We start from the raw sequence: 26,131 nt of genomic DNA, 5'->3' as shown, positions 1-26,131 counted from the left end.
CTTTTTTTAGGTATAACACTTATAGAAACTGTTTTTACATTTGCGCCTTTTTTGCTGATTCTTTACAATCCGGACAGAGTCCATACAATTCCAACCGATGTTCATTAATCTCAAAATCAGTCAGTCTGCTCGCAGCCATTTCTATATCTTCAAGCCCTGGGTAATGAAAATCAACAATCTTACCGCAGTTTTCACAAATTACATGATAATGACGCTTTGAACTGAAATCAAATCGGCTAGAAGCATCGCCGTACTTCATTTCTTGAACAAATCCAATCGAAGTAAATAAGCGAAGGTTATTGTAAACAGTCGCAACACTCATATTTGGAAACTGATGTTCAAGTGCTTTATAAATCTCATCAGCCGTTGGATGGGAATGATGTTCAATCAAATATTCTAAAACCGCGTACCGTTGAGGTGTGATTCGAACGTTCTCTTTTTTTAACTTTTCGATAACCTCTTCGACTAACTTATTTTCCATGTAAACACCCCACGTTGTTATTCTCGTCTTATCATACTATTTTTACATTTTAAAATCCACTTAACATGAAAAGAAAATTCAATTTTATTTTATTTTAATGAAAAAAGACGTAAAACAGTCGCGTTCACTATTCTACGTCTCTATTCAAATAATTTTTCTCATCATAAATTTTTGTGTGTTCTTTTCATCTTTAAAAGTTTTTTACATAAACCTATCTGGAGAAAAACCAAGTGCCTTATATCTCTTGGTAAAGGGCTGTAGATAAATAACGTTCACCATTGTCGGGAACCACAGCTAATACCTTCTTGCCTTTTCCTAATTCTTTTGCGACTTTTAGCGCGGCAGCAATTGCAGCGCCAGATGAGATGCCTACTAAAATCCCTTCTTTTCGCCCAACTTCTCTAGCTGTTTCCATCGCTTCGTCTCCACTAATAGAAAGGACTTTATCATACACAGAAGTATCCAGTGTTTTAGGAACAAAACCTGTACCGATTCCTTGGATTTTGTGAGGTCCCGCTTCTTTCCCTTCTAAAATAGCAGATTCTGCTGGTTCTACCCCGATTAATTCGATTTTCGGATACACACGTTTTAATTCTCGGCCAGCGCCAGTGATCGTTCCTCCTGTACCGATACCTGCAACAAACGCGTCCAAGCCATTTACTCCAAATGCTTGATGTATCTCAGGACCAGTCGTCTTCTCATGCACAAGAGGATTTGCTTCATTTTCAAATTGTAATGGTAAAAAGTAGCCGTTTTCTTTTGCCAAACGTTCTGCTTCTCTGATTGATCCAGAAATACCATCCGCACCAGGAGTCAAAATCAACTCTGCGCCGTACCCTTTCATCAATAAACGTCTTTCGATACTCATCGTCTCAGGCATCACGATGATTACTTTATATCCTTTTGCAACTCCTACCATCGACAATCCGATTCCTGTATTTCCAGAAGTAGGTTCAATGATAGTATCACCTGGTTTCAGTAGACCATCGTGTTCTGCTTTTTCTATCATACTTAAAGCAATACGATCTTTTACACTTCCTCCTGGATTAAAAAACTCAAGCTTTACAAAAACATCTGCTGAATCTTCTGGTACGATTTTATTTAATTTGACGATTGGCGTTTTGCCAATCAATTCGGTGACTGAGTTATAGATAGCTGTCATCTTCAATTCCTCCTTGTCTTTGCTCTTCTTACTTATCATAATACAATCTGTTCATTTATGGCGAGTGATTCGTCTTTAACTAGCAAAAAAAAGACAAAGATATACCATATATGGTAGTTTCTTTGCCTTTTTATCTAAATCAAACGTTTAGTTCTTGACCAACTAATAAAGAATAACTGGACATAGACATGCCATTTTTCGCCATTAGATCATCAACAGACATGCCAAGTTTTTGTGCAATATCCCATAGCGTATCACCTGACACGACTGTATATGTCTGACCATTATTTGTATTTACATCTGTTGTTGAAGATGATGACGTTGAAGTCGTCGTAGTAGTCGTTGTTGTTGTACTTGTGGTTGTTGTAGCCGAACCTGTTGATGGCGTATCAAAACGGGTTAAATTATAAGTATTAATCAATGAGTTCAATTTGGCCCCATAATTTGGATCGGTAGCATAACGACCTGTCAAGTACGCTGTTGCATCATAAAAACTTGTTGTATTGCTTTTCCACACGCCAGCATAATGATAATCGCCCGTGGAAAAACTGGTTGAACGAAGAACATTCGCATGGTCTTGGAAGGATTCCCAATAAGAAGAATATTTTCGGAATGGTTCATTCATCGTTACCCATTGTCCGTTTACATATTCTTTGGTTGCCATATAAACGACCTGTCCGTTATAGCTTCCTTTCACACCGAATAGATTATAATTTGGCGCACTAGCTAATCCGGAAGTGCCATATGCACTTTCCAACAACGCTTGAGCGATCATGACTGAAGCATACAAGTCATTACTTGCAGCAACTTCTGACGCAGACCAGCCGATTTGATCGATAAACGCTTGAGGATCAGCGACTGTTTGAGATCCTTGTTCATCTGCATAAACATGTTGCGGTACCGCTGTAACCATCATCGGCCCAACTAAAAGACTCGTTCCAATTAAAGGAGCAATCGCTTTTTTATTGATCACCATTTTTCTTTTAGGTCTATGGTGCCGGGCACTGCGGGTCTTCAGCTCTTGCATTCAAATTCCTCCTCAAAATAAAAAAACTTAATAAAAAGTTCTCTTCTTAAAACAAACTTAATTAATTAAATTATACTTTTAATTCTCAAGAAACACAAACTAATCCGAAGAATTCTTTGTTTTGTCATTTAAATGTAACATAGCCGAAAACGAAAAGTAATATTGATTTATTCTTCTAACACATAAAGAACAGCTGTCTCCAACTTGCAGACAGCTGTTCTTATCAGTCAAACAATTGCTTGGATCTATGTTAGTTGATTGTACGTATTCACGACATTTTCTACTGTAAATCCAAATTCTTCTAAAATTTTAGTGCCAGGGGCAGATGCACCGAAATGATCGATTGTAATCGTTGCGCCCTCTGTTCCTACGTAGCGTTCCCATCCAAATGATGCAGCAGCTTCGATAGCCACACGTTTCTTCACTGATTTAGGCAGTACACTTTCTTTATATTCAGAAGATTGTTTTTCAAAGAGGTCAAAGCTTGGCATAGAAACAACAGAAACATCTTTGCCTTTTTCAGCCAATTCTTTTTGAGCTTTCACAGCCAAATCAACTTCAGAACCTGTTGCAATCAAAATACCTTCTGGTGTTTCTCCTTGTGATGGAGAAAGAACATACGCGCCTTTTTTCACCATTTCATCTGCTACTTCTTTTGTAGAAGGCAATACTGGAAGGTTTTGACGACTCAATACAAGGATAGTAGGCGCATCTGTTGTCTCCATCGCTACTTTCCAAGCAGCACGTGTTTCATTTCCGTCTGCCGGACGAATCACTTGAACACCAGGCATGCAGCGAACAGATGCTAGTTGTTCAATCGGTTCGTGCGTTGGTCCGTCTTCTCCGACAGCAACCGAGTCATGTGTTAAGACGTAAACAACAGGAGTATGTTGGATTGCTGCTAAACGAACTGCTGGTCTTAGATAATCGACAAAGACAAAGAATGTTCCACCGTAGATACGAGTTCCGCCATGAAGTTGGATACCATTCATAGCCGAAGCCATTGCAAATTCGCGGACACCGAACCAGATGTTGCGTCCTTCATAATGTTCAGGAGTGAAATCTTTATCTGCAGCCACCATTGTATTATTGGAACCTGACAAGTCCGCTGAACCACCCCAGAAGCTTGGTATAGCTTTCGATAATTCTTGGATGACTTCTTTACTTGAAACACGGCTTGCTTGACTGCTTCCAACTTCATAAGTTGGCAATTCTGCATCCCAGTTTTCTGGTAGTTTGCCATCAAAAGCATCTTCAAATTGTTGTGCTAATTCAGGATAAGCTTTTTTATAATTGGCAAACATTTCATTCCATGCATCTTCAGCTTTTTGTCCTTCTTCTATCATCGTTTGATGGAAGCGGGCAGCTACTTCTTCTGGAACAGTGAAATCTGGATACTCCCAACCATAAACTTCTTTAGCCATCTTGATGCCATCTTCACCAATAGGAGCACCATGAACAGCAGATGTTCCTTCTTTAGGAGCACCATAGCCGATGACTGTTTTTACTTCGATCAATGTTGGTTTGTCTGTTTCAGCTTTTGCTTCTTCAATCGCTTTAGAGATTGCTTCTAGGTCATTTCCGTCTTTCACTAAGATATGTTGCCAGCCATATGCTTCATAGCGAGCACCAACGTTTTCTGTGAAAGCTTTTGAAGTTGGACCGTCTAGTGAAATATCGTTTGAATCGTATAAAACGATCAATTTCCCTAGTTTCATATGACCTGCCATCGAACTTGCTTCTTGAGATACCCCTTCCATCAAGTCTCCGTCACCGCATATTGCATACGTATAGTGATCCATCACATTAAAGTTTTCTTTGTTATACGTTGCTGCAAGGTGCGCTTCTGCCATTGCCATACCGACAGCCATTGCAATCCCTTGTCCTAATGGCCCTGTAGTGGCTTCTACACCATCTGTATGATGTACTTCAGGATGTCCTGGTGTTTTAGAATCCCATTGACGGAATTGTTTCAAATCATCGATTGTCACTTGATAGCCAGCTAAATGAAGCAAGCTATACAACATTGCTGACCCATGTCCTGCCGAAAGAACGAAACGGTCGCGGTCAGCCCAGTTTTTTGATGTCGTTGGATTTACTTTCAGGTGTTTTGTCCATAACGCATATGCCATAGGTGCTGCGCCCATCGGCAATCCAGGATGTCCTGAGTTTGCTTTTTGGACTGCTTCAATACTTAGTGTACGAATTGTGTTAACGCCAAGTTGGTCAATTTTGTCAAACAAAATAACCCCTCCTATTAATTTAGGTTTTTTTTACCTTTATTTCTTACACTTTCATTCTATAAGATGTCACACGAAAAAGCAATCTTTTTCAGTATTTTTTACTAAAAGTTGTCATTTCGGTTGTGTAAGCCTTTTTTCTTTTGGATTTCTTTTAATTTTTCCGGGGTCACGTCATTGCCCTCAGGATCGACGACTTTCATTCCTTCGATATGATGACGCATACCGGAACGAAAAGCTTCCAAATACTCTTTGCGTAAGTTGATTTGTTCTTGTTCTTCGGCTTTTGAGAGACCATTTTCCTTCTTTTTACGTGCAAGTTCATTGATCCGCTCTATTTTTTCAGGTGACAGCATGCTCAGCCCTCCTTTTACTCTCCTTCATATTATATAAAAACTGAAAAAAAAACAACTAGATAAACTAAATAAAATACGAACATTCGTTTGATTTAGCGCTTTTTATATGGTACTATTTATTTATCAAGTGAAAGAAGGTGTACCTTGTGGCCCGACAAACTGAATCAAGACAAATCGAAGTCTTACGATATATCCATGAACAAGTAACCCAAAAAGGATACCCGCCGACTGTCCGTGAAATCGGGGAAGCTGTTCAGCTTTCTTCTACTTCTACTGTTCACGGTCATCTTGCACGGCTTGAAAAAAAAGGGTTTATCCAAAGAGATCCGACGAAACCTCGTGCAATCGAGTTGACAAAACAAGGTTTAGAAAAGATTGGGATTCGTCCAACAACTATTCCAGTACTTGGCGTCGTAACAGCTGGAGAACCCATTTTAGCAGTAGAGGATGCTTCAGACTTCTTTCCAATCCCTCCTAATCTTTCTTCCGAAGAAGGCAGTCTCTTTATGCTGACAATTCGTGGAGATAGTATGATCAATGCTGGGATCTTGGATGGTGACAACGTGATCGTTCGGAAGCAAGAAACTGCTCAAAATGGCGATATTGTCATTGCAATGACTGCCGAGGACGAAGCGACTTGCAAACGATTCTATAAAGAAAAGAACTTTTTCCGTCTGCAGCCTGAAAACGACTTGCTCGAACCAATCATCTTAGATCAAGTATCTATATTAGGACGAGTAGTAGGACTTTATCGTAGTCATATCTATTAATTGCTACTAATAAAAGAAAACTTTTTTAAAAGAGTTTGAGACGATGGTCTCAAACTCTTTTTTCGCCCAGGTTCTTCTTCTTTCAAATTTTTATCACTTCCCTCTTTACAAACCGAACAAATATTCGTATACTAAATATACGAACAATTGTTCGCATAAATTAACGAGGTGAGAATTCATGAAATCAATGAGACGTCTTGGCTTAGTATTAACTGTTTTGTTTTTAGGTATTATTATTGGTAATTTCGGCATACGTCCAGCTTTACTTGTGTTTGTTCCGTTATTTACTTTGTGGTTCATGTTGTGGGATGAAAAGAAGTACCGTCAATCTGAGCGGCGCAGAATTCATGAAGATCATTTCTATCATGAGCCCTACTACAGATCCAGGCAATCATAATAAGGATTGACTGCTAATTATTCAAAAGACAAGAAGTTAAACTTTTACGGAGGTGTGACAAAAATCGGTCACATCCTTTTTTCGAATAAACGGTGTTCTAAAGCCAGTTTTTCGGTATTAAGTCAAATTGCGGAAAAAGTGATTTTTTAAACTTCTACTGGTCTTTGCTTGTTTCCATTTATAAAAAAATAGCGACCCTCAAAAGTCAGATAGAGAATCTGACTTTTGAGGGTCGCTTTAAAATCGCTTCTTTAAGAATAACATCAAGAATAGCTTCTTTTTTCTGCTTAATATTCCATTAATGTAATGATGTCATATCCTTTGATTTTGTCGCGTCCATGAAGATCCATCAATTCGATCAAAAATGCGCAGCCTACGACTACACCGCCTAATTGTTCGATCAGTTCGATCGTCGCTTTGATTGTTCCTCCAGTAGCTAGTAAATCGTCACAAATTAGCACACGTTGACCTGGTTTAATGGCATCCTTATGCAATGTCAATGTATCTGTTCCATATTCTAATCCATAAGTCACTTCGATGGTTTCTCGAGGTAACTTCCCTTTTTTGCGGACTGGGGCAAAACCGACTCCTAACTCATAAGCAACAGGACATCCTACGATGAATCCACGGGCTTCTGGCCCAACTACCATATCAATTCGTTTTTCTTTTGCATAATTTACGATTTGCTTCGTAGCTTCCCGATAAGCGTCACCATCTGCCATCAGTGGGGAAATATCTCGAAACACAATTCCTTTTGACGGATAGTCGGGAATACTGGCAATATAATCTTTTAAATCCACTCTTTGTTTCCTCCTAGGTTGTTAACCATTTCTTTATGGTAGGAATATCGCTCAAAAGCAAAAATTCCTCAACTTTGATTTTATTGAGCCGCCGCTGGTATAATCTGCTCTCAGTCAAAGGATGACTTTCTGGGCTAGCGACTTTTTGTAAAACACCGTTCTCTATTGTAACAAATTTCAATTCAAAAAACACCTGTATCATAAAAATTAATAATTTTTCAGGGATACGCAAATATTGAGCTATTGCTTTTATTTTATGACGTATATCAATTCGTTCTTGAGAATGGATCAGTTTAAACAATTTTGCGTACTGTTCTCTTGTGCCTACCCCATTCAAATAGGCCTCATCAGGCGAAATCCCCATCAGATAAACACGATTGAATGAATAAGACCGAAAAACTTCTTTCAGATCCGCTAAATCATCTGGACAATCCATAACAACTAGAGAGTTCGGTTTTCTTTTTTCAATTATTGCCTTTACAGAATCTAGTCCTTCGAAAACAATCGCAGCTTCCTGGATAATCTCAGGCACGAATTTCAACGTCGAAGAATCAAATGCTAAATAAAGGCTACCTTCCGACGTTCGGCTCTGTTCACGGAAACGTTTTGCCCGCCAATCAAATACTTGCAGACCACCCACAGAAAAATCAGATACCATCAGCTGCGGTTTCTTACGCCCGTTCCATTCATTGATCGAAAGCTTTCCTACCACATCTACCTGATTATTCAGCAGTTCTTCTTCTTGAGTACCAAAACCAAAAGCGACCGCATCAAGCTGACTCGATGCATCGGAAAGGACAAATTTCAGATGCTGTTGGTTTGCTCCGATTTTTTTGATATTTTCTGCTTGGACTTGTCGAAATAAAAACTGAGGCAAAGGATTATCCGTACCAAATGGCGCCAATAGTTTCAGCTCATCAATTCGCTCTACTGTTACTTCATTTGGCAGCAATACTTCATCAATTCTCAACTCAGGCCCTCTCATCAAGTCAATTTGATGATCGACTATATATTGGTTCATCTTCTCCTGTAGTATAGTGACATTTTCACTTGGCATCGTTAAACCGACTGCTGCATGATGTCCTCCGAAGTAAGTAAATAAATCTCGCATCTGGTCAAGCATTTCAAAAAGATTCAAGGCTTCAATACTACGTCCAGATCCTTTAGCTGATCCATCTTCTTTTAAAGTAAGGACAAGCGTTGGTTTACCCGTTTCATTCATTATTTTCCCAGCAACAATGCCCAAAACGCCTTCATGCCATCCTCGGTTTACCAATAGATGGATATGATTCTCCTTATTGACCATCGCTAATGCTTCTTGTGTTATCTGCTCTACGATTGCTTTTCTTTCTTCATTGATCTCATTCAATTTTTTTGCTTGAACGGATGCTTCCTCTTCATCAAACGTCGCAAGTAACGAGACGGCAGGACGTGGATCGCCCATCCGACCGATTGCATTTAGTCTGGGAGCAATCGAAAAACCGATCGTTGTTTCGTCTGCGTCCCTCATTTTTACGCCGCTTTCTTCAAATAGCGCCTGAAGTCCTATCCGTTCTGAATGATGAATGGCATCGATTCCTAATGAAACAAGGATTCGATTCTCATCAGTCAATGAAACTAAATCGGCGATCGTTCCTATCGCTACTAAATCCAAAAATTCTACAGGCGGTTCTTCCAATAATGCAGAAGCTACTTTGAATGCTACTCCGACTCCTGCCAAATCTGGAAATGGATAGTGCCCCGCTGGATGACGAGGGTGAACAATCGCATAAGCGTCTGGTAAATTCTCAGGTAGTTCGTGATGATCTGTAATGATCACGTCTACACCAGCTTGCTGAGCGTATGCTACCGCATCATTTCCTGCTACCCCGTTATCAACAGTGATGATCAACTGGATTCCTTCTTCGATCTTTTCTTGGTATACCGATTGGTTTGGTCCATACCCATGCTCAAATCGATTTGGCAGGAATACTTCTACTTCTGCACCAAGTAATTCCAGTGTTTCTTTCATTACCGTTGCACTGGTGATCCCATCTGCGTCATAATCACCGTAAACGAGGATTTTTTCTCCACTGATTACAGCTTCTTGGATTCGGCTGATTGCTTTATCCATATCGTGCATCAGATACGGATCATGTAATTCTTGTTCCTTTGGATGTAAAAATCGGTTGATATCCTTTTCCTCATGGTAACCTCTTTGCCACAGTAACTTACCGACAAATGGAGATAATTTCAGTTCACGGATCATTTGGAGAAAGGATTCAGAAGGCTCTGTCTCGCTTAACTTCCAATCAAAATTTGCTTGTCTCACTTTCTCACTCCTAACTTAGTTATTATAGCAAAGGAAATCAGCAAAAAAAAGCAGAAAGAAAGAATAAAAACAGATCAGATCCGCTAGACAGATGTTCAGCAGGACCTGATCTTTTGTACGCATTTATGAAATATCCCTATTAGTCAAAATAATTGAAGCTTTGTTTGGGCGATTGAGTTTTTTGTTCTTCCGGCGCTTTCAATTGACTGATTTGTGCGGTTTTCGCTTGTAACTCCGCCTGATAAGCAGCTTCCAACTCCGCACGTTCGTTTCTAAACTCGCGTTGCTGTTCTTCTTTTGCTTCTTCAATTTTCTTTTGAAGTTCTGTTTGATATTCTGACATTTCCTGAGTCAGCTGTTTGATTTGCTTTTTTTGCTGCCATAGTGTTGCCGAAGCAGTCAAAAATACAATCAGTGCACCAATCAGCGCAGAACCGATGATCACTAAGATCAATGGCGCAGAAAAGGAAGTGAAGCCAAAACTTACAGGAACATTTTTATTGTTCAATACAGCAAAAAGAACAATAATCAAAACTAAAACAAATCCAAGAATCACATTGCTTTGCTTTTTCAATTCCTTCACCTACTTTTTGTTAAAAATTCCGCTGGCTAAATAATCACCAATCGTTGGAAACAGCGTATAAAATTTTGATGCAACTTCTAAAATAAACGGTTGATTGATTTCCCGTTTTGGATGTCTCATATTGCGGACGATCATTTTTGCCAACTTGGCAGGTTCTAAAACGATTTGTCCGACTTTTTCCAAATAGCTTCCGCTTGGATCAGCCTTATCGAAGAAATCTGTCTCGATTGGACCTGGATTCACTGTCGTAACAGCTACGCCAAGTGGTTTCAATTCTAATCGCAAAGCGTTGGAGAAGCCAAGGACTGCAAATTTCGTGGCAGAATAAACCGTTGATTTTGCAGTTGCCATTTTTCCAGCCATAGAGGCGATATTAATGATATGACCTTGTCTTCTTTCTGCCATATCGATCGCAAATTTTTGTGTCAAAACCATCATTCCTAAGATGTTGACTTCAAACATATCGTATGCTTTTCCAAGGTCGAATGTAAGGAAGTCTTCGAAAATCCCAAAACCCGCATTGTTTACCAGAATATCGACGCGCCCGACTTCTTCCATCACCTTTTCATATAATTCGTCCACGCTTTCAGGATTGCTGACGTCTACCTTGAAAGCATAAGCCTCTTTGCCGCTCAAGCGTCTGCACTCGTCTCTGACACCTTCTACAAATGCCATTCTTCGTGCGCAACTTATAACGATTGCTCCTTGCTTTGCTGCTTCATAACAGATTTGTGCGCCCAGACCGCCTGAACTACCCGTTACTAAAACAACTTTATCTTCTAAATTCATGCCTCTTCCTCCTCGCTAAATGGAATCTCAATGCTATCAAAATCTTTCATGATCGTCGTGTTTTCAAACACTTCTTGTGCTTCTTTTTCAAGCTCTAAAGCTGCTTTTCCTAAATATCTCGCACTAATATGAGTAAGTAGCAGCCGTTTTGCCTGCGCTTCTTTTGCAACTTCAGCAGCTTGATGAGTCGTGGAATGGAAATAGTTGTGCGCCATTCTTGCTTCATCTTTATTAAATGTGCTTTCATGTACCAGAATATCGCTATTTTCCGCAAGCACAACGGAATTATGTGTTTTTCTCGTATCGCCTAAAATAGTCACGATTCGTCCTTTTTTATCTGGACCTACGAAATCTTTTCCATTGATCGTTCGCCCATCTTCTAGTTGGATCGTTTCACCTTGCTTCAGTTTGCCGTACAGTGGTCCAGCTGGAATACCTAATTCTTTTAGACGATCCACCTGCAATTCTCCTTTATGATCATGTTCAACCACACGATAACCAAAACTGTCGATCCCATGATTTAGTTTTTTTGTATAAACAGAAAATTGCTGATCAGTAAAAATCGGGGCTGTTTCATTTAGCTCAATGAATTTCAGCGGATAACTTAAACGCGTTTGCGAAATACCTAAAGAGACTTTTATGTATTCCTCTATCCCTTTTGGCCCGTAAATCTCTAATGGCGTATCCCCACCTTGAAATGACCGGCTGCTGATGAGCCCGGGAAGTCCAAAAATATGATCGCCGTGTAAATGTGTAATGAAAATTTTACCGATTTTTCTCGGACGAATAGTCGTTCGCAAAATCTGCATTTGCGTGCCTTCGCCACAGTCGAACAACCAAACTTCATTGCGCTCGTCTAAAAGTTTTAATGCTATACTTGTCACATTTCTATGTTTTGCAGGAACACCTGCACCTGTTCCTAAAAATTGTAATTCCATAATCTACCTGACTTTCTTTAAGTTCCTATTTAATTTTAGGGTAAAAAGAAGGGATAATCAACCGTAAGTCGAGAATGGGTTCAAATTAAAAATAACGTTCTAAAGCGATAGCGTTTTCTTTGAAAATTACTATAAAAACAGCAGCGAACCCGTTTGAGATCCTCTGCTGTTTTTTATTAATTTGAAGATCCAGAACTTTCATTGTCGTTGGAAGTTTGCGGATGTTTGTCCTTCCAAGTCTTTTGTGCAGCTTCTTTCGCATGATTTTCAGCTTCTTTCGCATCATGCACATCTTTTTCGACATCTTCATAATCCAAGCGGGTAATTTCTCCGCCTAATTCCATCATTACCAATTGATTCAGTGGGCGATTGTCCTCTTCATCAGCAATCAAGATCAGTCCTGTAGCTCCTTCACCGATTTTATTTCCTACAAAGTCGAACACGGTCTGGGCATCTTTTATTTCTTTGGCATCTTGTGTCGCACCGATCATTCCTCCGGCAAACCATCCTAATAAAATCCCTAGCGGACCACCTAATACACCAACCAACATTCCGATTAATCCACCCGTAGAAGATTTGTTATTACCGGTAAAGTCGATAAAATCTTCTATTTTGAATTGATGTGTCCCATTAGGATCATGGCTGACAACTGCCATCTGTTCTCCTTTAATCGAACGAACAGCATGTAACTTTTTGATTTCTGAAAATGCCTGATATGCCTGGCTTTCTACTTGAAAATTTAAAATGATTACTCGTTTGCTCATTAAAAACACCCCTTTCATACCTTCTTGTTATTTATTTTACCTTTAATTGTAAAATAAGAAAAGAAAAGCACTCTTTTTTTCCAATAAAATAGGGCTGTGACAAAAGTCGTATCACAGCTCCTTTTTCCGAATAAACGGCGTTCTTGAAGCTGACCACTTCTGTCACAACCTCCCTTAAATCTGAATCTATATTTTTTGGTATTTGTTTTTATTTGCTTGCCTATTCGACAAATTCAAATTCAAACTCACCGATACGTACAAGGTCGCCATCTTTCGCACCGCGTGCCCGAAGAGCTTCATCCACACCCATACCACGTAATTGACGAGCAAAACGCATCACTGTTTCATCATGATCGAAATTTGTCATTTGGAATAATTTTTCGATCTTCTCACCAGATAAGATCCACGTTGCATCTGAATCACGATCGATTTGGAACTCAGGACCTTCTGGATTGAATCCATAGTGTACAGTTTCTTCTTCCAGTTCTTCTTCGTACAATGGGAATTCTGGCGTTACTTCTAACAAATCTGCTGTAGCATTCAATAACGCGTCCAATCCTTGTCGAGTCACTCCAGAAATTGGAAATACTGGGATGTCATCAGCAAATTCATCTTCTTTTTCCTTGTTCAGCTGTTCTTTGAATTTCACTAGATTTTCCTGTGCATCCGGCATATCCATTTTGTTTGCCACGATGATTTGCGGACGCTCTAGCAAGCGTAAGTTATAAGTAGATAATTCTTTGTTGATGGCAAGATAGTCTTCATAAGGATCTCGTCCTTCCATCCCACTCATATCGATCACATGTAAAATTACTCGTGTTCTTTCGATATGACGAAGGAATTGTGTACCCAGCCCAACACCTTGCGAAGCTCCTTCAATCAAGCCTGGCAAGTCTGCTGCGGCAAAACTTCTGCCATCACTTGTAGTAACCATTCCTAGATTAGGGACGAGCGTCGTGAAATGATAAGCGCCGATTTTTGGACGAGCAGATGAAATAACGGATAGTAAAGTCGATTTCCCGACAGATGGAAAACCTACAAGTCCAACGTCTGCCAATACTTTCAATTCTAGTTCGATTTTTCGCTCTTGTCCTGGTTCACCGTTTTCAGCAATTTCCGGTGCAGGATTCCGAGGAGAGGCAAAACGGATATTCCCTCGTCCACCGCGTCCACCTTTTGCCACAACTAGTGTTTGACCATTTTCAATTAAATCTCCTAAAAGAGCACCAGTCTCCGCATCTCGGACAGTGGTTCCTTGTGGTACTTTAACATAGGTATCTTCTGAACCACGACCGTGCATCCCTTTACTCATCCCATTTTCACCTGGCTGCGCTTTGAAATGGCGATTGAACCGAAAATCCATCAATGTACGTAACCCTTCATCGACGATCAAGATGACATCGCCGCCACGACCACCGTCTCCGCCAGCCGGTCCGCCGTCAGGAACGTATTTTTCGCGACGAAATGCAACCATTCCGTCTCCGCCCTTGCCAGCTTTCACATCGATCGTTACTTGATCTAAAAACATGGACATAATTAAGTCCTCCTATTATTCATTTATTTATTTGACTGCCTGAATTTCCACAATAAACAAAAGTCTTACTTATTTTATCGGTGAAATCTGATTTTGTCTATCATTTCAGCAAAAAGATTGTTTACCTTCTTCTTTTTTTATCATTTGGTAAGGTTTCCAACCTTTTTTCTGCTACCAAGTATAATTTTTTGACAAAATATTCTTTGCGTAGCAGAATAACAGTGTATTAATTGTATTAATTGAGGATGCCGTTTCACAGCACCCCTAATAAAGGAGGAACTTTTGATATGACAGTAAAAGTAGGTATTAACGGATTTGGGCGTATTGGCCGTCTGGCTTTCCGCCGCATCAAAGAAGTCTCAGATGATATTGAAGTAGTAGCAATCAACGACTTAACAAGTCCAACTATGTTAGCACAATTATTGCAATTTGACTCTACTCATGGTACTTATCCTGGCACAGTTACTGCAACAGAAGACTCAATCGTAGTGGATGGCGAAGCAACTCGTGTTTATGCAGAACCCGACGCAAGCAAAATCCCTTGGGCAAAAGAAAACGGTGTAGATATCGTACTAGAATGTACTGGTTTTTATACATCTGAAGAAAAAGCAAAAGCGCATTTAGATGCTGGTGTCAAACGAGTAGTTATTTCTGCCCCAGCTGGTGCTATGAAAACCATCGTCTATAACGTCAATGATGATACATTAGATGAAAACGACAAAATCATCTCAGCAGGTTCATGTACAACAAACTGTTTAGCACCTATGGCTTATTTCTTAAATAATGAATTTGGGATCGAAGTTGGTACAATGACAACAGTTCATGCCTACACTTCCACACAAATGCTCTTAGATGGACCTGTAAAAGGCGGTAATTTGCGTGCTGCTCGTTCAGCTGCTGACAATACTATCCCACATTCTACTGGTGCTGCGAAAGCAATCGGCTTAGTTATCCCTGAGCTACAAGGAAAATTACAAGGACACGCACAACGTGTTCCAGTCGTTGATGGTTCATTAACTGAATTGGTTTCAGTATTGAAAACAAAAGTAACTGCTGATCAAGTAAACGAAGCAATCAAAAAACACACAGTTGACAATCCTTCATTCGGGTATGATGACCGTCAAATCGTTTCTAGCGATGTCATTGGAACAACTCAAGGTTCGATCTTTGACCCAACGCAAACAGAAGTAACAACTGCTGGTGATTTCCAACTTGTTAAAACTGTTGCATGGTATGACAATGAGTATGGATTTACTTGCCAAATGATTCGCTTACTAGAAAAATTCGCTAACTTGTAATTTGATAGATCAATCGATAAAAGAAGCCTTTGACTGGATCCAGTCAAAGGCTTCTTTCTTTTCATCCCCTACTTTTAAACTCGTTCAATGAACATATTGGCTTAAAAATTGTTGGACTACTTGCTGATATTTTTCAGGATCTGTCTTGTATGCTTCCGCATGCTCGGCTCCTTTTACAACATACTTTTCTTTTGGTCCCTTCGTTGCACGATAGACCTTATCTAACATTTCAAATGGTACAAATGTATCTTCGTCTCCATGTATAAAGAGCATTGGGCGCTGGTTTTTCTTCAATTGTTCCACTGCATTTGCTTCACCGAAAAAGTAGCCAGCACGGACTTTTGTCACTAGACTTGTTACTTGCATAAGCGGAAATGCTGGAAGACTAAACATATCGTCTAGCTGATAGGCAAGCTCATCATGGACGGAAGAATAACCGCAATCTTCAATGATTGCTTTCACATTATCTGGTAGTTTTTCTCCGCTAGTCATCATAACTGTTGCTGCTCCCATGCTGACACCGTATAGAACGATTTCTTGCGATTTTCCATTGTTTTCTAGCACTTTGTTTATCCACTGTACATAGTCTTTACGCTCTGGCCATCCAAATCCAATGTAATCCCCTTCGCTTTTTCCATGTCCTCTTGCATCAGGAACAAGGACATTGTAACCCATATCATGAAACATCTTTGCGTAATTGGTCATCGTTTCAGCGTTTCCCATATAGCCATGAGCCACAAGAGCTGTTTTTTCACTTTTCGTTTCAGCAGGAAGATAAATCGCTGATAATTTCAGACCGTCTTTTGAAGTGATGGTCCAATCGCTTCGGTTTTCTTTTGAACTAAACCATTTATGTGCATCCGTTTCTTTGGATGTCTGTGTTGTACCAGGTGTATCTTCGTCTAAAAAGTCTTTCTCAGAAGGCACAACAGCATAATTATAAAAATAATTTCCTGCAAACACTAACGCAACAATCAGAGCTAAAGCGACGCCTAAAAGGATTTTCATCCAAAGTTTCATAAATCATCCATCTCATTTCTCTTTTTTCATATAACCTTGAATTAGTATAATCAAAGAATCTCTACTATGCAATGTTCATTTTTATAACCTATAAAAAAACAAAATAAAAAAGCAGAAATAACTGGCTATTTCTAGCGGATTATTTCTGCAATAACTAATTATCTATTTTTTATTTTCAATTAATTTAAAGCTTGACCATGGTTTCAAAAAGTCAAGGAGGAATAATTCGTCATCGGAGATTCTTCCTACAACATTGACACGTCCGTCGTTTTTCATATCCTTCAAGGCGATTTGTGTTTCTCCTTTGTATTGACCGTACCCTTCATTGTCAATCAGTACATCCCCATGATGCATATCTCGCGTATTATGAGGCGGGAAATCTTTATCTTTGTAGTATACACGAGTCATCGTTGAACGAAGGATATATTCTGAGCGATCCCCTCGATAACTATGAAGGTTATCAAACAAGCAGATTCGTTCGTTTTCTGTAATACCTTCTTCCGTATCTACTTTCAATGTTGGATAATCCGCGTTAAATGCTTCTGCCATTTCTTTCAATTCTTCTTCACTTGCGTACGCATTTCCAATAGAAATATCATCAATCAATCCCGTAAGGATTAAATGCTTCACTTGTGTCGCAATTTCAAGATCTCGGTGGTCTTCCAGCGTGCACAAGCCATCTTGCGTAGGCCAAGGGCCAAACTCAGCAGATTGCGAATTGACGAATGCCATCGTATTCAAATTATATTTTCTGAATTTTTCTGAACAAAAAACAAAGTGTTCGTATCCTAAACCAGAGTATCGATGAGGATAAAAATTATGAGAACCTAATAAATTATCCGTGTTTGGCGAATAACTCATGATGTTGTCAACGTAATTCGTGCCCGAACTCATATTGATCTCGATTTTGATACCAAAAGGATTGCGCGTCATTTTTGCTTCTTCTGCTCCTGTGAATCCGATATCTAAGCGGACCCCGTAAGCACCCATCTTATGGAAAAAAGATAAGTCATCGTAAGAAATCTCCAACTGTTCAAATAACGCTGGATTGATATCAACCATTACTTCCATGCCTAGGCTATTCGCGTAATCAACTACTTCTTTAAATTCTGAAAGAACTTTTTCTTTATCATCATTGATCTGCAGCAAACTGGTAAAAACCCGTTTATACCCATACTTATGAGCTAAATCCAAGTACGCTTTGTCCTTTTCAAATGTTGACCGTTCTGGATAAATCGAGATTCCTAATTTTCCCATATTACCATTTCCTCCTGCATCTTTTCGTTTTTGTATCCACTTACATTATAGCAAACACAAAGTAAATGGTCTACACCTTTTCTTTTTCTTTTAAAATAAATGATAAATTCCAATAATTTAAGTAGGTATTTTCCCTCTATTTTGTTATCATTAAAGATAACAAAATAGTAAATTGGAAAGGAACAGTTATGAAGAAAAATAAAGTTATTTTAAGTATTAGTTTAGCAGCAGCATTGCTGTTTGCTGCTGGTTGTTCTGCAAACAACACGACTTCTTCTAGTTCGTCTACAGAAAGTTCAAAAAGTACATCTACTGCGGAAAGCACGACTGCCAGTAGCGTCGATTTGAACGCATTGGAATTACCACAATTGACGAAAGATGTCGCCAAAAATGAAGATCTGGTCGAAATGGTGACGAATAAAGGCACAATCAAAATCAAATTATTTCCCGAATATGCACCAAAAGCGGTTGAAAACTTTATGACACATGCAAAAGACGGTTACTACAACGGACTGACTTTCCATCGCGTCATCAAAGATTTCATGATCCAAGGTGGCGATCCTAAAGGCGATGGCACTGGAGGGGAAAGCATTTGGGGAGAAGGATTTGAAACAGAGATCAACAACCACCTTTATAATATAAGAGGTGCGTTATCTATGGCTCGCTCACAAGATCCTAACAGTAACGGCAGCCAGTTCTTTATCGTTCAAAATACAGATGATATGCATGATGGTCTTTTAAAAGACGACTATCCTCAAGCAATCATCGACGCTTATAAAAACGGCGGTTATCCTTCACTAGATGGCCATTATACTGTCTTCGGCCAAGTGATTGAAGGAATGGATGTCGTGGATGCTATTGCAAATATCGAAACAGATAGTTCAGACAAACCAAAAGAAGAAGTAAAAATCGATAAAATCAATATACTGCAAGAAGCAAAACAAAAATAAAAAAATAACGTCTGAATCCTGCATAGATGACAACGTATGCTAAGATTCAGGCGTCTTCTTTTTACATAAAAAGCAAGTAAGCTTCCTTTTGTTTTGCTATATCAGGTTTTATAGTCAAGCATTTTGGTTGACGATGAACGTGAACTCGCACTCACAGACTTTTTTATCATCTACATATGCTGCAGATAACGCTGTACCGACTGATCCCTTCATTTTGGTGATTTCAAAATGACATTTCAGCACATCTCCTGGAACAACTTTTTGACGGAATTTGGCCTTATTGATCCCACCGATATAAGCTCTTTTTCCTAGAAACTCTTCTGATTTTAGGATAAGTATCGAACCTGCTTGTGCCAGTGTTTCTAGAATCAACGCACCCGGCATCACTGGATTGTCAGGAAAGTGACCTTGGAAAAAATCTTCATTGATTGTTACATTTTTTGTCGCAACGATCTTTTTTCCTGGTTCTAAAGTATCTACATAATCAATATAACAAATAGGATAACGATTAGGAATCAATTCCATTACTTCAGTAGCAGATAATACGTAAGACATAATTAAACTCCTTCTTTCAGGCAATTGCCATTTTCATTACTTTGACTATCAAAGTATCATATTCCTAAATATTTAGCAATCTTTTTTTAATTTAAGAAAAAATAGTTTGACAATCAAAACATTTTGACTAATAATTAAGAAATCAAGAAGTTATTTTAGCTATTATTCTCTATTTTTTTACGACTATCAAATTTTTATCAGAAACAAAGGAGAGTCATTATGTCATTTCTAGAAGGAAAAAAAATCGTCATTATGGGCGTCGCTAACAAAAAAAGCATTGCTTGGGGTTGTGCTGAAGCAATGTTGAAACAAGGGGCAGAAATTATCTATACTTACCAAAATGAACGAATGAAAAAATCATTAGTCAAATTGGTCGGCGAAGAAGCATTCACTGTAGAATGTGATGTTTCTAGCGACGAAAGCATCGAAAAAGCAATGAATGCCATCGGTGAATATGCTGGGGAGATCCACGGCCTTGTCCATGCAGTTGCTTACGCCAACAAAGAAGAATTGTCCGGAAATGTGTCTGATATTTCCAGAGACGGCTATCAATTAGCTCAAGATATCAGCAGCTACTCTTTAATTGCTGTATCAAAATACGCACAACCGTTTCTTGCACCAAACAGCGGGATCGTTAGCATGACTTATCTAGGTTCAGAACGCGCAATCCCGAATTATAACATGATGGGTATTGCGAAAGCTTCTCTTGAAGCTGCTATCCGTTATTTGGCAGCTGAGTTCTCGCCTAAAGGAATTCGGGTCAATGGAATCTCAGCTGGGGCAATCAAAACATTAGCTGTCACAGGTGTTAAAGACTATCAAAAACTGATCCAGTTATCTGAATCTCGTACGCCTGATCAGCAAGGTGTGACGATCGAAGAAGTCGGTAATGCTTGTGCTTTCTTAATCAGCCCACTTTCCAGCGGAATCATCGGTGATATTATCTACGTTGACAAAGGTGTCCATCTTTCATAAACTTTTGTTGCATTCTTTAAAGTAAAATATATAAAAATCAGGAAAAAACTTTTTAAAGTTTCTTCCTGATTTTTTCTTTTTACGTTTTTTTCAACTCATTACTTTGAAATTATTCCACGACTTCAATCCAGCCTTCTGGTGCTTCTATGTCTCCAAATTGAATACCTGTCAATTCATCATACAACCGTTTTGTTACTGGTCCTACTTCCGTTTCACTATAAAATACATGAAGATTGTTATTGTGATAAATCCCACCGATTGGAGAAATAACAGCCGCTGTACCACATGCACCAGCTTCTGCAAATTGATCTAGATCATCAATGAAAATATCTCCTTCAATTGCTTGCAGTCCTAGTCGTTCTTCAGCTAACTGCAACAAGGAATATTTCGTGATACTTGGTAAGATAGAGGGCGATTGCGGAGTGATGAATTTTCCGTCTTTTGTAATTCCAAAGAAATTTGCTGCACCTACTTCTTCGATTTTCGTATGTGTGGCTGGATCAAGATAAACACAATCTGAGTAATCCAGTTCTTTTGCTTCTGTTCCTGGAAGTAAACTCGCTGCGTAATTTCCGCCGACTTTTGCTGCACCAGTCCCCTTAGGAGCAGCACGATCGTAATCAGATACAATAAAATTCGTTGGTTTTAGTCCACCTTTGAAATACGCTCCTACTGGCGTACAGAAGACGACAAATAAATATTCTGGAGCTGGATGGACACCAATGTTTTCACCGACCCCAATCAGTAAAGGGCGCAAGTATAATGTAGCGCCTGTTCCATAGGGCGGCACAAAATCTTCATTTGCTTTTACCACTTGCTTGACAGCATCAACGAACATCTTTTCAGGGACCATTGGCATCAGCAATCGTCTAGCACTTTGATTCATCCGTCGACTATTTTGTTCAGGTCGAAAGAGATTGACCTTGCCGTCTTTTCGACGATAAGCTTTTAGACCTTCAAAACATTGCTGACCATAATGAAGCGCTGGAGAGCCTTCATGAATCGTCAGGTAATTATCTTCTGTCAATTCTCCTTCTTCCCATTGTCCGTCTTTCCATTTGGCAATAAAACGCCAAGGAGTTTTGATATAAGAAAAACCTAGATTGTTCCAATCGATTTGCATATACTTACCACCTTCGTTATTTTCTCCACATTTTATCATTATCCATATTATTTGTCATTTTATTTTCAGCTTTTTTCCTTCATTATAGTTATTTTTGCTATTTCCTTTTTTGAAAACTTCTTGGTACAATACAGAAAGAATCAAATTTTAGAAAAGAGGATTTTATGTTTTCATTATTAGCAACTGCCGGTACGACAGACTCTTCTGGCGAGACATTGACAGATCAAGCTGTCAGCAAAGTAAATGCGTTTCAGCGGTTTTGGGACGGGATTGATTGGGACGCCATTTTGGCTGCCTTTATCCAAAAAAGTTTATATCTGATTTTTTTGATCGTCCTTTTTTGGATTCTTCACCGTGTGGGAAAATATCTGATTGATAAGTCTTTTAATCAGTATTCTAAAAAAGCCATTCTAAACGAGAGCCGCTTAAAGACTTTACATAGTCTTTTAAATACTATTTTTCATTATACCCTTGGTTTCTTTTTTATCTATGCAATTTTATCTGCTATCGGTGTGCCGATCGGATCACTTTTGGCTGGTGCCGGAATTGCAGGTGTGGCAATCGGTCTTGGTGCCCAAGGGTTCATGAGTGATGTTATTACCGGATTTTTTATTATCATGGAACAACAGATGGATGTTGGGGACTACATCAAGCTAGCAAACTTAACGATTGAAGGAACCGTCGTATCTGTTGGTATCCGTACCCTTCAGCTGAAAGCAACGGATGGTACTGTCCATTTCATCCCGAATCGAAACATCACCACGATCAGCAATCTCTCTCGTGCAAATATGCAAGTACTTTTAGATATCCGGATTGTTCCTGAAGAAGGATATGACAAAATCTATGAGATCATTGATCGAGTAAATCGTACATTAGCTGAAAAATACCAAGAAGAGCTCCAAACTGAACCTTCTATCTTTGGATTAGTGGATCTTGGAAACAGCAATTTTGCGATTCGTACGGTCTGCTACGCATTGAACGGAAAACAATATGCCTTAAAAGAAGAGTTCTTGAGCTCCTATGTCAAAGAATTGACAGCTTCTGGTTTCACGATTCCGAACAGTCCAATTGCTGTCGGAAAATAATTTGGACAAACGATGCAACGAATCTCACTAAAAAGAGCGTGGGACAAAAGTAAAGAACACTTTTGTCCCACGCTCTAAACACGTATAAACGGCGGAAGCAGAAGCAACTCCTTCGGAAATAAGCTGAAATTCACAAAAATTTGAAAAGCAATTTTCGTGAATTCCTTCTTATTTCTTGGAGTTAAACGCTTTTGTCCCAGCCTCTTTTTCAAGATAAAGTCAAAACTGGTACGCTGTTTTTTCTACTTATTTTTTGATTATCTTTTAGTTTCTCGTTCTTTAGCTCACGATATCGATTTGTTCTTTTAATTCTTCGATTTTCGGAGACAATATATTACGACGTTCTAATTCATGCACCATGAAGTTTACGGCTTTAAGCAGCTCTTTTCTTGTAATGATTCCTTTGAAAATCCGATCTTCTGTGACAACCGGTAAAAAAGGCGAATCGACTAACAAATGGAGTACTTCTTCTAGTTCCCAATTTTCATCAATTGTCGGAACATCTGTTTCTGTCACATCAGCAACCGTTAGTCCTTCTAACGGGTCCATGCTGATTGTTTGCAAGTCAATCATTTTATTGACCACATCTGATAAACTTACTAGTCCTACAAAGTGATCATCTTTTCCTAATACAGGAATTTTGGAATAACCGACCTTCGATAACACAAGTAAACCATGGGATAATGGATGATGATACATAACATTTGCCACATTTTCTGCAGGAATCAAAAACGTTTCCTGATTTTCCAGCAGCATTTCTCTTACTATAGGTCCAATCATCTGATGGCCTCCATTTCTATTTCATTCAACACTACTATTTTACCGAAACCGGATGCAAAATTCATAAAATAAAGCTTATTTTTATTAAAAATTAGAGTTTTTTTATTCAGCGCTCTCTCGAAAAAGAAAAGGCCAACTCTTCAACTGCCTGATGGGCACGGTTATAGTATTGAACAGAAATTTGGTCATCTAAACTTTCGATAAGAGCATATGATGGGATTTGGATCGGGCCTCTAGGATGAGAAATGCTACCAGGATTCAAAAACAGGATTTTCTGATCCATCTCACAGCCTATTTGATGGGTATGACCAAAAAACACCATATCGGCAGTTGCAGCTCGAGCTTCGATTGCTAACTGTGTCAAACCAAATCGGACATTCGATAAATGACCGTGAGTCATGAATACTGTATCCTGACCAGTTTGGATCACTTTTTTCTGTTCGAATCCTGGTCCATAATCACAATTACCTTGAACCACTTGGAATGTATCCCATAATGGGTCAGAAGCTTCTAATTCCGAATCACCACAATGGAAAAAGATATCCACTTCAGAACGATAACGATCTACTAAGTCAACGAGGATATCTCTGTCTCCATGATTATCACTTACTACTAAATACCGCATCTATCTCTCTCCTTCCAGCCATTGTTTCCACTCGGCACTCAATTTTTTCATTGCTTGAGCCCGATGACTGATCTTGTTTTTTTCTTCGCTCGATAATTCTGCTGCTGTTTGTTTCTTACCTTCTGGGATAAATAAAGGATCATACCCAAAGCCATTTTCGCCAGATGGTATACGGGCTACTCGACCGGGCCATTCCGCTTCTACTACAAGGCTGTCTTTTTTGGGTGCCGCGAATACTAATGTACAATGGAATTGTGCTGTTCTTTTTTCATCCGGCACATCTGTCAATTCATATAATAATTTGGCGTTATTCCCCGCATCACTTTTTTGTTCCCCTGCAAAACGTGCAGAATAGATTCCTGGCATACCGCCTAAAGCATCGACTTTCAAACCTGAATCATCTGCTAAGACTGGCTGATCAAGCAATTGTGCAATCGTTTCTGCTTTTAATCGAGCATTTTCTTCAAATGTGCTGCCAGTTTCTTCCACATCTGGCAATTCAGGATAGTCAAGTAATGTTTTTACATGATATCCCGCTTCTTTGAACATATTTCGAAACTCTTCTGCTTTTCCTGGATTTCTTGTCGCAATGATGATTGTTTTTGTTTCTTCTATCCGCTCATCATTTTGAGCAAACTCTGTTAGCAAAGCATGTTTTTGCTCTTTGATCAAATCTTCAATCGCGTTTTTTCCAAAAAAGAGCATTTCATTCAACTGTTCACCATCAAACGTTGCTTCTTCTCCAGTTCCTTGAATCTCCACGAATTTTCCAGATTCTGTCATTACAAGATTCATGTCTACAAGTGCTGCGGAATCCTCTTGGTAATCCAAATCTGTGACGCAAGTCCCATCTGGTAAGATTCCTACGCTAACTGCAGCAAGATGTTCTTTGATTGGATCTTCTGACAATTCTTTTTCTCTTAAAAGTTTTTCAATGGCTAATTTCAATGCCACGAACGCCCCAGTGATACTTGCTGTTCTAGTACCGCCATCCGCTTGGATCACATCGCAGTCTACGATGATACTACGTTCTCCTAATTTTTCCAAGTCTACTACTGCACGCAAGGAACGACCAATAAGACGCTGGATTTCCATTGTTCTACCAGAAAGTTTTCCTTTGCTGCTTTCTCTACGATTTCTCGTACTCGTTGCTCGAGGCAGCATACTATATTCTGCTGTCACCCACCCTGTTCCTGTTTCTCTCAAAAAGGGAGGTACAGAATCTTCTATTGTTGCAGAACAAATAACTGTTGTATCACCAAAACGGATCACTACCGATCCTTCTGGATATTTGAAAACATTTGTTTGAAGCTCCAGTTTGCGAAGCTCTTGGGCTTTTCTCCCGTCATGACGCATCCTTATTTTCCTCCCAATTCGATATGTTCTACATTTAAGTGTCCGATTCCAAGCCAGTCTTCAGCTATTTCCTCGAAAAGTTTGGCAGAGCCAGTTGTATAAAACTGGCATAATGTCCGACCATTTTGCGGTGAATTGCTCAGATTGAAATAATCTAACAGCATAGATACTTCACCTACTGTTTCTGCTCCAGAATCGATCAGTTGAACATTTTCTCCCATTACATTTTGAATGATGGGGCGTAATAATGGATAATGGGTGCATCCCAAAATCAATGTATCGATTTTTTTAGTGGTTAAAGGAGCTAATGTTTCTGCCACAATTTTTTTCGCCACCGATGAATGGTATTCATTACTTTCGACAACTGAAACAAATTTTGGACAAGCAAGACTTGTCACAGTCAATTCTGGCACTTTCTCTTTCAGCGCTTTTTCATAAGCTCGACTTTTTACTGTACCAATCGTACCGATAATGCCAACTTGTTTATTTTGTGTTTTTTTTACTGCCGCTCTAGTACCGGGAAGGATCACACCGATGACTGGAATAGAAAGAGCAGCTTTGATTTCTTCTAAAGCCACCGCAGTTGCGGTATTGCAGGCGATCACCAGCATCTTGATTCCTTGCTCCACCAGATAATCCGTCATTTCCCAAGTATACTGGATTACCTGTTCCGCGGGTCTAGGGCCATATGGGCAGCGTGCTGTGTCTCCTACAAATAAAATATTTTCATTCGGTAATTGTTTTAGGGCTTCTTTTACTACAGTCAAGCCGCCGACACCTGAATCAATAAATCCGATAGGGCGATTATCTGTCAATCGTATCATCCTTTTTTTCAATAAATTCTATCCTCCCTATTGTGTACTTTTTAGCGTGAATTTTCAAGTGCTCTTACTTGCTTAAAACAATCGAAATCTCTTTTTTTCGAATGGAAAGAGGAAAAGCGGTTGTGACTTTA

26 protein-coding genes are annotated in these 26,131 nt (G+C 39.3%); 6 read left to right on the top strand and 20 right to left on the bottom strand.

Translation table 11 applies throughout. From position 1 onward, the window contains the following. Positions 1 to 34: 34 nt before the first annotated feature. From OZ002_RS04835 to OZ002_RS04815, 5 genes are all read right to left on the bottom strand, one after another. Complete coding sequence (locus tag OZ002_RS04835) at positions 35 to 481, bottom strand: Fur family transcriptional regulator (protein ID WP_002306796.1); 447 nt, start codon at positions 479 to 481, stop codon at positions 35 to 37. A gap of 235 nt (positions 482 to 716) precedes the next feature. Further along, positions 717 to 1,643: a cysteine synthase A gene (gene cysK / locus OZ002_RS04830; protein WP_002296093.1), complete on the bottom strand. Its 927-nt coding sequence runs from the start codon at positions 1,641 to 1,643 to the stop codon at positions 717 to 719. Positions 1,644 to 1,782: 139 nt separating this feature from the next. Beyond that, positions 1,783 to 2,670, bottom strand: coding sequence for a glucosaminidase domain-containing protein (locus OZ002_RS04825; RefSeq protein ID WP_125178958.1), 888 nt, complete (start codon positions 2,668 to 2,670; stop codon positions 1,783 to 1,785). Positions 2,671 to 2,915: 245 nt separating this feature from the next. Continuing rightward, complete coding sequence (gene tkt, locus OZ002_RS04820; RefSeq protein WP_002331800.1) at positions 2,916 to 4,913, bottom strand: transketolase; 1,998 nt, start codon at positions 4,911 to 4,913, stop codon at positions 2,916 to 2,918. Positions 4,914 to 5,014: 101 nt separating this feature from the next. Continuing rightward, positions 5,015 to 5,266, bottom strand: coding sequence for a DUF896 family protein (locus OZ002_RS04815; protein ID WP_002295816.1), 252 nt, complete (start codon positions 5,264 to 5,266; stop codon positions 5,015 to 5,017). 146 nt (positions 5,267 to 5,412) lie between these two features. On the opposite strand from OZ002_RS04815, the gene lexA reads away from it, so the two are divergent. After that, on the top strand, positions 5,413 to 6,036 hold the full coding sequence (lexA, locus tag OZ002_RS04810; RefSeq protein ID WP_002296572.1) for a transcriptional repressor LexA: 624 nt from the start codon (positions 5,413 to 5,415) through the stop codon (positions 6,034 to 6,036). A gap of 178 nt (positions 6,037 to 6,214) precedes the next feature. After that, complete coding sequence (locus tag OZ002_RS04805; protein ID WP_002297436.1) at positions 6,215 to 6,433, top strand: hypothetical protein; 219 nt, start codon at positions 6,215 to 6,217, stop codon at positions 6,431 to 6,433. Between the two features lie 287 nt (positions 6,434 to 6,720). Here OZ002_RS04805 and OZ002_RS04800 read toward each other — a convergent pair whose 3' ends face one another. The 7 genes from OZ002_RS04800 to obgE form a co-directional block, all read right to left on the bottom strand. After that, a complete protein-coding gene (locus tag OZ002_RS04800) occupies positions 6,721 to 7,233 on the bottom strand; it encodes an adenine phosphoribosyltransferase (protein WP_002295813.1) in 513 nt (170 codons plus the stop codon). Positions 7,234 to 7,246: 13 nt separating this feature from the next. Beyond that, positions 7,247 to 9,544, bottom strand: coding sequence for a single-stranded-DNA-specific exonuclease RecJ (recJ, locus tag OZ002_RS04795; protein WP_049142495.1), 2,298 nt, complete (start codon positions 9,542 to 9,544; stop codon positions 7,247 to 7,249). Between the two features lie 139 nt (positions 9,545 to 9,683). Continuing rightward, entirely contained in the window at positions 9,684 to 10,127 is a 444-nt protein-coding gene (locus OZ002_RS04790; protein ID WP_002303793.1) for a LapA family protein, read from the bottom strand. Beyond that, positions 10,128 to 10,916 carry an SDR family NAD(P)-dependent oxidoreductase gene (locus tag OZ002_RS04785; RefSeq protein WP_002295810.1) on the bottom strand — a complete coding sequence of 263 codons (789 nt, stop codon included), beginning with the start codon at positions 10,914 to 10,916 and terminating at the stop codon, positions 10,128 to 10,130. Further along, on the bottom strand, positions 10,913 to 11,854 hold the full coding sequence (gene rnz, locus OZ002_RS04780; protein ID WP_156249016.1) for a ribonuclease Z: 942 nt from the start codon (positions 11,852 to 11,854) through the stop codon (positions 10,913 to 10,915). The genes OZ002_RS04785 and rnz overlap by 4 nt, the downstream gene beginning before the upstream one ends. A gap of 176 nt (positions 11,855 to 12,030) precedes the next feature. Next, a complete protein-coding gene (locus tag OZ002_RS04775; RefSeq protein WP_002295807.1) occupies positions 12,031 to 12,618 on the bottom strand; it encodes a hypothetical protein in 588 nt (195 codons plus the stop codon). Between the two features lie 220 nt (positions 12,619 to 12,838). Then, the gene (gene obgE, locus OZ002_RS04770) at positions 12,839 to 14,152 is read right to left on the bottom strand and encodes a GTPase ObgE (RefSeq protein WP_002295805.1); all 1,314 of its coding nucleotides are present in this window, start codon (positions 14,150 to 14,152) and stop codon (positions 12,839 to 12,841) included. A 287-nt stretch (positions 14,153 to 14,439) separates the two neighbouring features. Here obgE and gap point away from each other — a divergent pair, with 287 nt between their 5' ends. Further along, the gene (gene gap / locus OZ002_RS04765) at positions 14,440 to 15,450 is read left to right on the top strand and encodes a type I glyceraldehyde-3-phosphate dehydrogenase (RefSeq protein ID WP_002289734.1); all 1,011 of its coding nucleotides are present in this window, start codon (positions 14,440 to 14,442) and stop codon (positions 15,448 to 15,450) included. Between the two features lie 84 nt (positions 15,451 to 15,534). On the opposite strand, the gene OZ002_RS04760 is transcribed toward gap, so the two are convergent. Both OZ002_RS04760 and OZ002_RS04755 read right to left on the bottom strand, forming a co-directional pair. Beyond that, the gene (locus OZ002_RS04760) at positions 15,535 to 16,470 is read right to left on the bottom strand and encodes an alpha/beta hydrolase (protein ID WP_002289735.1); all 936 of its coding nucleotides are present in this window, start codon (positions 16,468 to 16,470) and stop codon (positions 15,535 to 15,537) included. Between the two features lie 162 nt (positions 16,471 to 16,632). Next, entirely contained in the window at positions 16,633 to 17,727 is a 1,095-nt protein-coding gene (locus OZ002_RS04755) for a DUF871 domain-containing protein (RefSeq protein ID WP_002295800.1), read from the bottom strand. Positions 17,728 to 17,915: 188 nt separating this feature from the next. Here OZ002_RS04755 and OZ002_RS04750 point away from each other — a divergent pair, with 188 nt between their 5' ends. Then, positions 17,916 to 18,677, top strand: a complete 762-nt coding sequence (locus tag OZ002_RS04750) for a peptidylprolyl isomerase (RefSeq protein ID WP_123849718.1) — start codon at positions 17,916 to 17,918, stop codon at positions 18,675 to 18,677. A gap of 114 nt (positions 18,678 to 18,791) precedes the next feature. Here the strand turns inward: OZ002_RS04750 and fabZ are convergent, their stop codons facing one another. Next, positions 18,792 to 19,232, bottom strand: coding sequence for a 3-hydroxyacyl-ACP dehydratase FabZ (gene fabZ / locus OZ002_RS04745; protein WP_002295797.1), 441 nt, complete (start codon positions 19,230 to 19,232; stop codon positions 18,792 to 18,794). A 219-nt stretch (positions 19,233 to 19,451) separates the two neighbouring features. On the opposite strand from fabZ, the gene fabI reads away from it, so the two are divergent. Beyond that, the gene (gene fabI, locus OZ002_RS04740) at positions 19,452 to 20,207 is read left to right on the top strand and encodes an enoyl-ACP reductase FabI (protein WP_002295795.1); all 756 of its coding nucleotides are present in this window, start codon (positions 19,452 to 19,454) and stop codon (positions 20,205 to 20,207) included. A gap of 109 nt (positions 20,208 to 20,316) precedes the next feature. On the opposite strand, the gene OZ002_RS04735 is transcribed toward fabI, so the two are convergent. Further along, the gene (locus tag OZ002_RS04735) at positions 20,317 to 21,369 is read right to left on the bottom strand and encodes a branched-chain amino acid aminotransferase (protein ID WP_002321517.1); all 1,053 of its coding nucleotides are present in this window, start codon (positions 21,367 to 21,369) and stop codon (positions 20,317 to 20,319) included. A gap of 125 nt (positions 21,370 to 21,494) precedes the next feature. Here OZ002_RS04735 and OZ002_RS04730 point away from each other — a divergent pair, with 125 nt between their 5' ends. Continuing rightward, positions 21,495 to 22,415, top strand: coding sequence for a mechanosensitive ion channel family protein (locus OZ002_RS04730; protein WP_002295791.1), 921 nt, complete (start codon positions 21,495 to 21,497; stop codon positions 22,413 to 22,415). Between the two features lie 279 nt (positions 22,416 to 22,694). Here OZ002_RS04730 and cbpB read toward each other — a convergent pair whose 3' ends face one another. From cbpB to racE, 4 genes are all read right to left on the bottom strand, one after another. Then, positions 22,695 to 23,195, bottom strand: a complete 501-nt coding sequence (gene cbpB, locus OZ002_RS04725; RefSeq protein ID WP_002295789.1) for a cyclic-di-AMP-binding protein CbpB — start codon at positions 23,193 to 23,195, stop codon at positions 22,695 to 22,697. 106 nt (positions 23,196 to 23,301) lie between these two features. After that, positions 23,302 to 23,820: a metallophosphoesterase gene (locus OZ002_RS04720; protein WP_002331805.1), complete on the bottom strand. Its 519-nt coding sequence runs from the start codon at positions 23,818 to 23,820 to the stop codon at positions 23,302 to 23,304. Beyond that, positions 23,821 to 25,176, bottom strand: coding sequence for a ribonuclease PH (rph, locus tag OZ002_RS04715; protein WP_002319030.1), 1,356 nt, complete (start codon positions 25,174 to 25,176; stop codon positions 23,821 to 23,823). A gap of 2 nt (positions 25,177 to 25,178) precedes the next feature. Continuing rightward, positions 25,179 to 26,000, bottom strand: a complete 822-nt coding sequence (gene racE / locus OZ002_RS04710; RefSeq protein WP_123840061.1) for a glutamate racemase — start codon at positions 25,998 to 26,000, stop codon at positions 25,179 to 25,181. Positions 26,001 to 26,131: the final 131 nt, after the last annotated feature.

Source organism: Enterococcus sp. E4-150 (assembly GCF_035726465.1).
Lineage (GTDB): Bacteria > Bacillota > Bacilli > Lactobacillales > Enterococcaceae > Enterococcus_B > Enterococcus_B faecium.
Note: the sequence above shows the minus strand (reverse complement) of the source record. Positions and strands in the feature narration are given on the sequence as shown.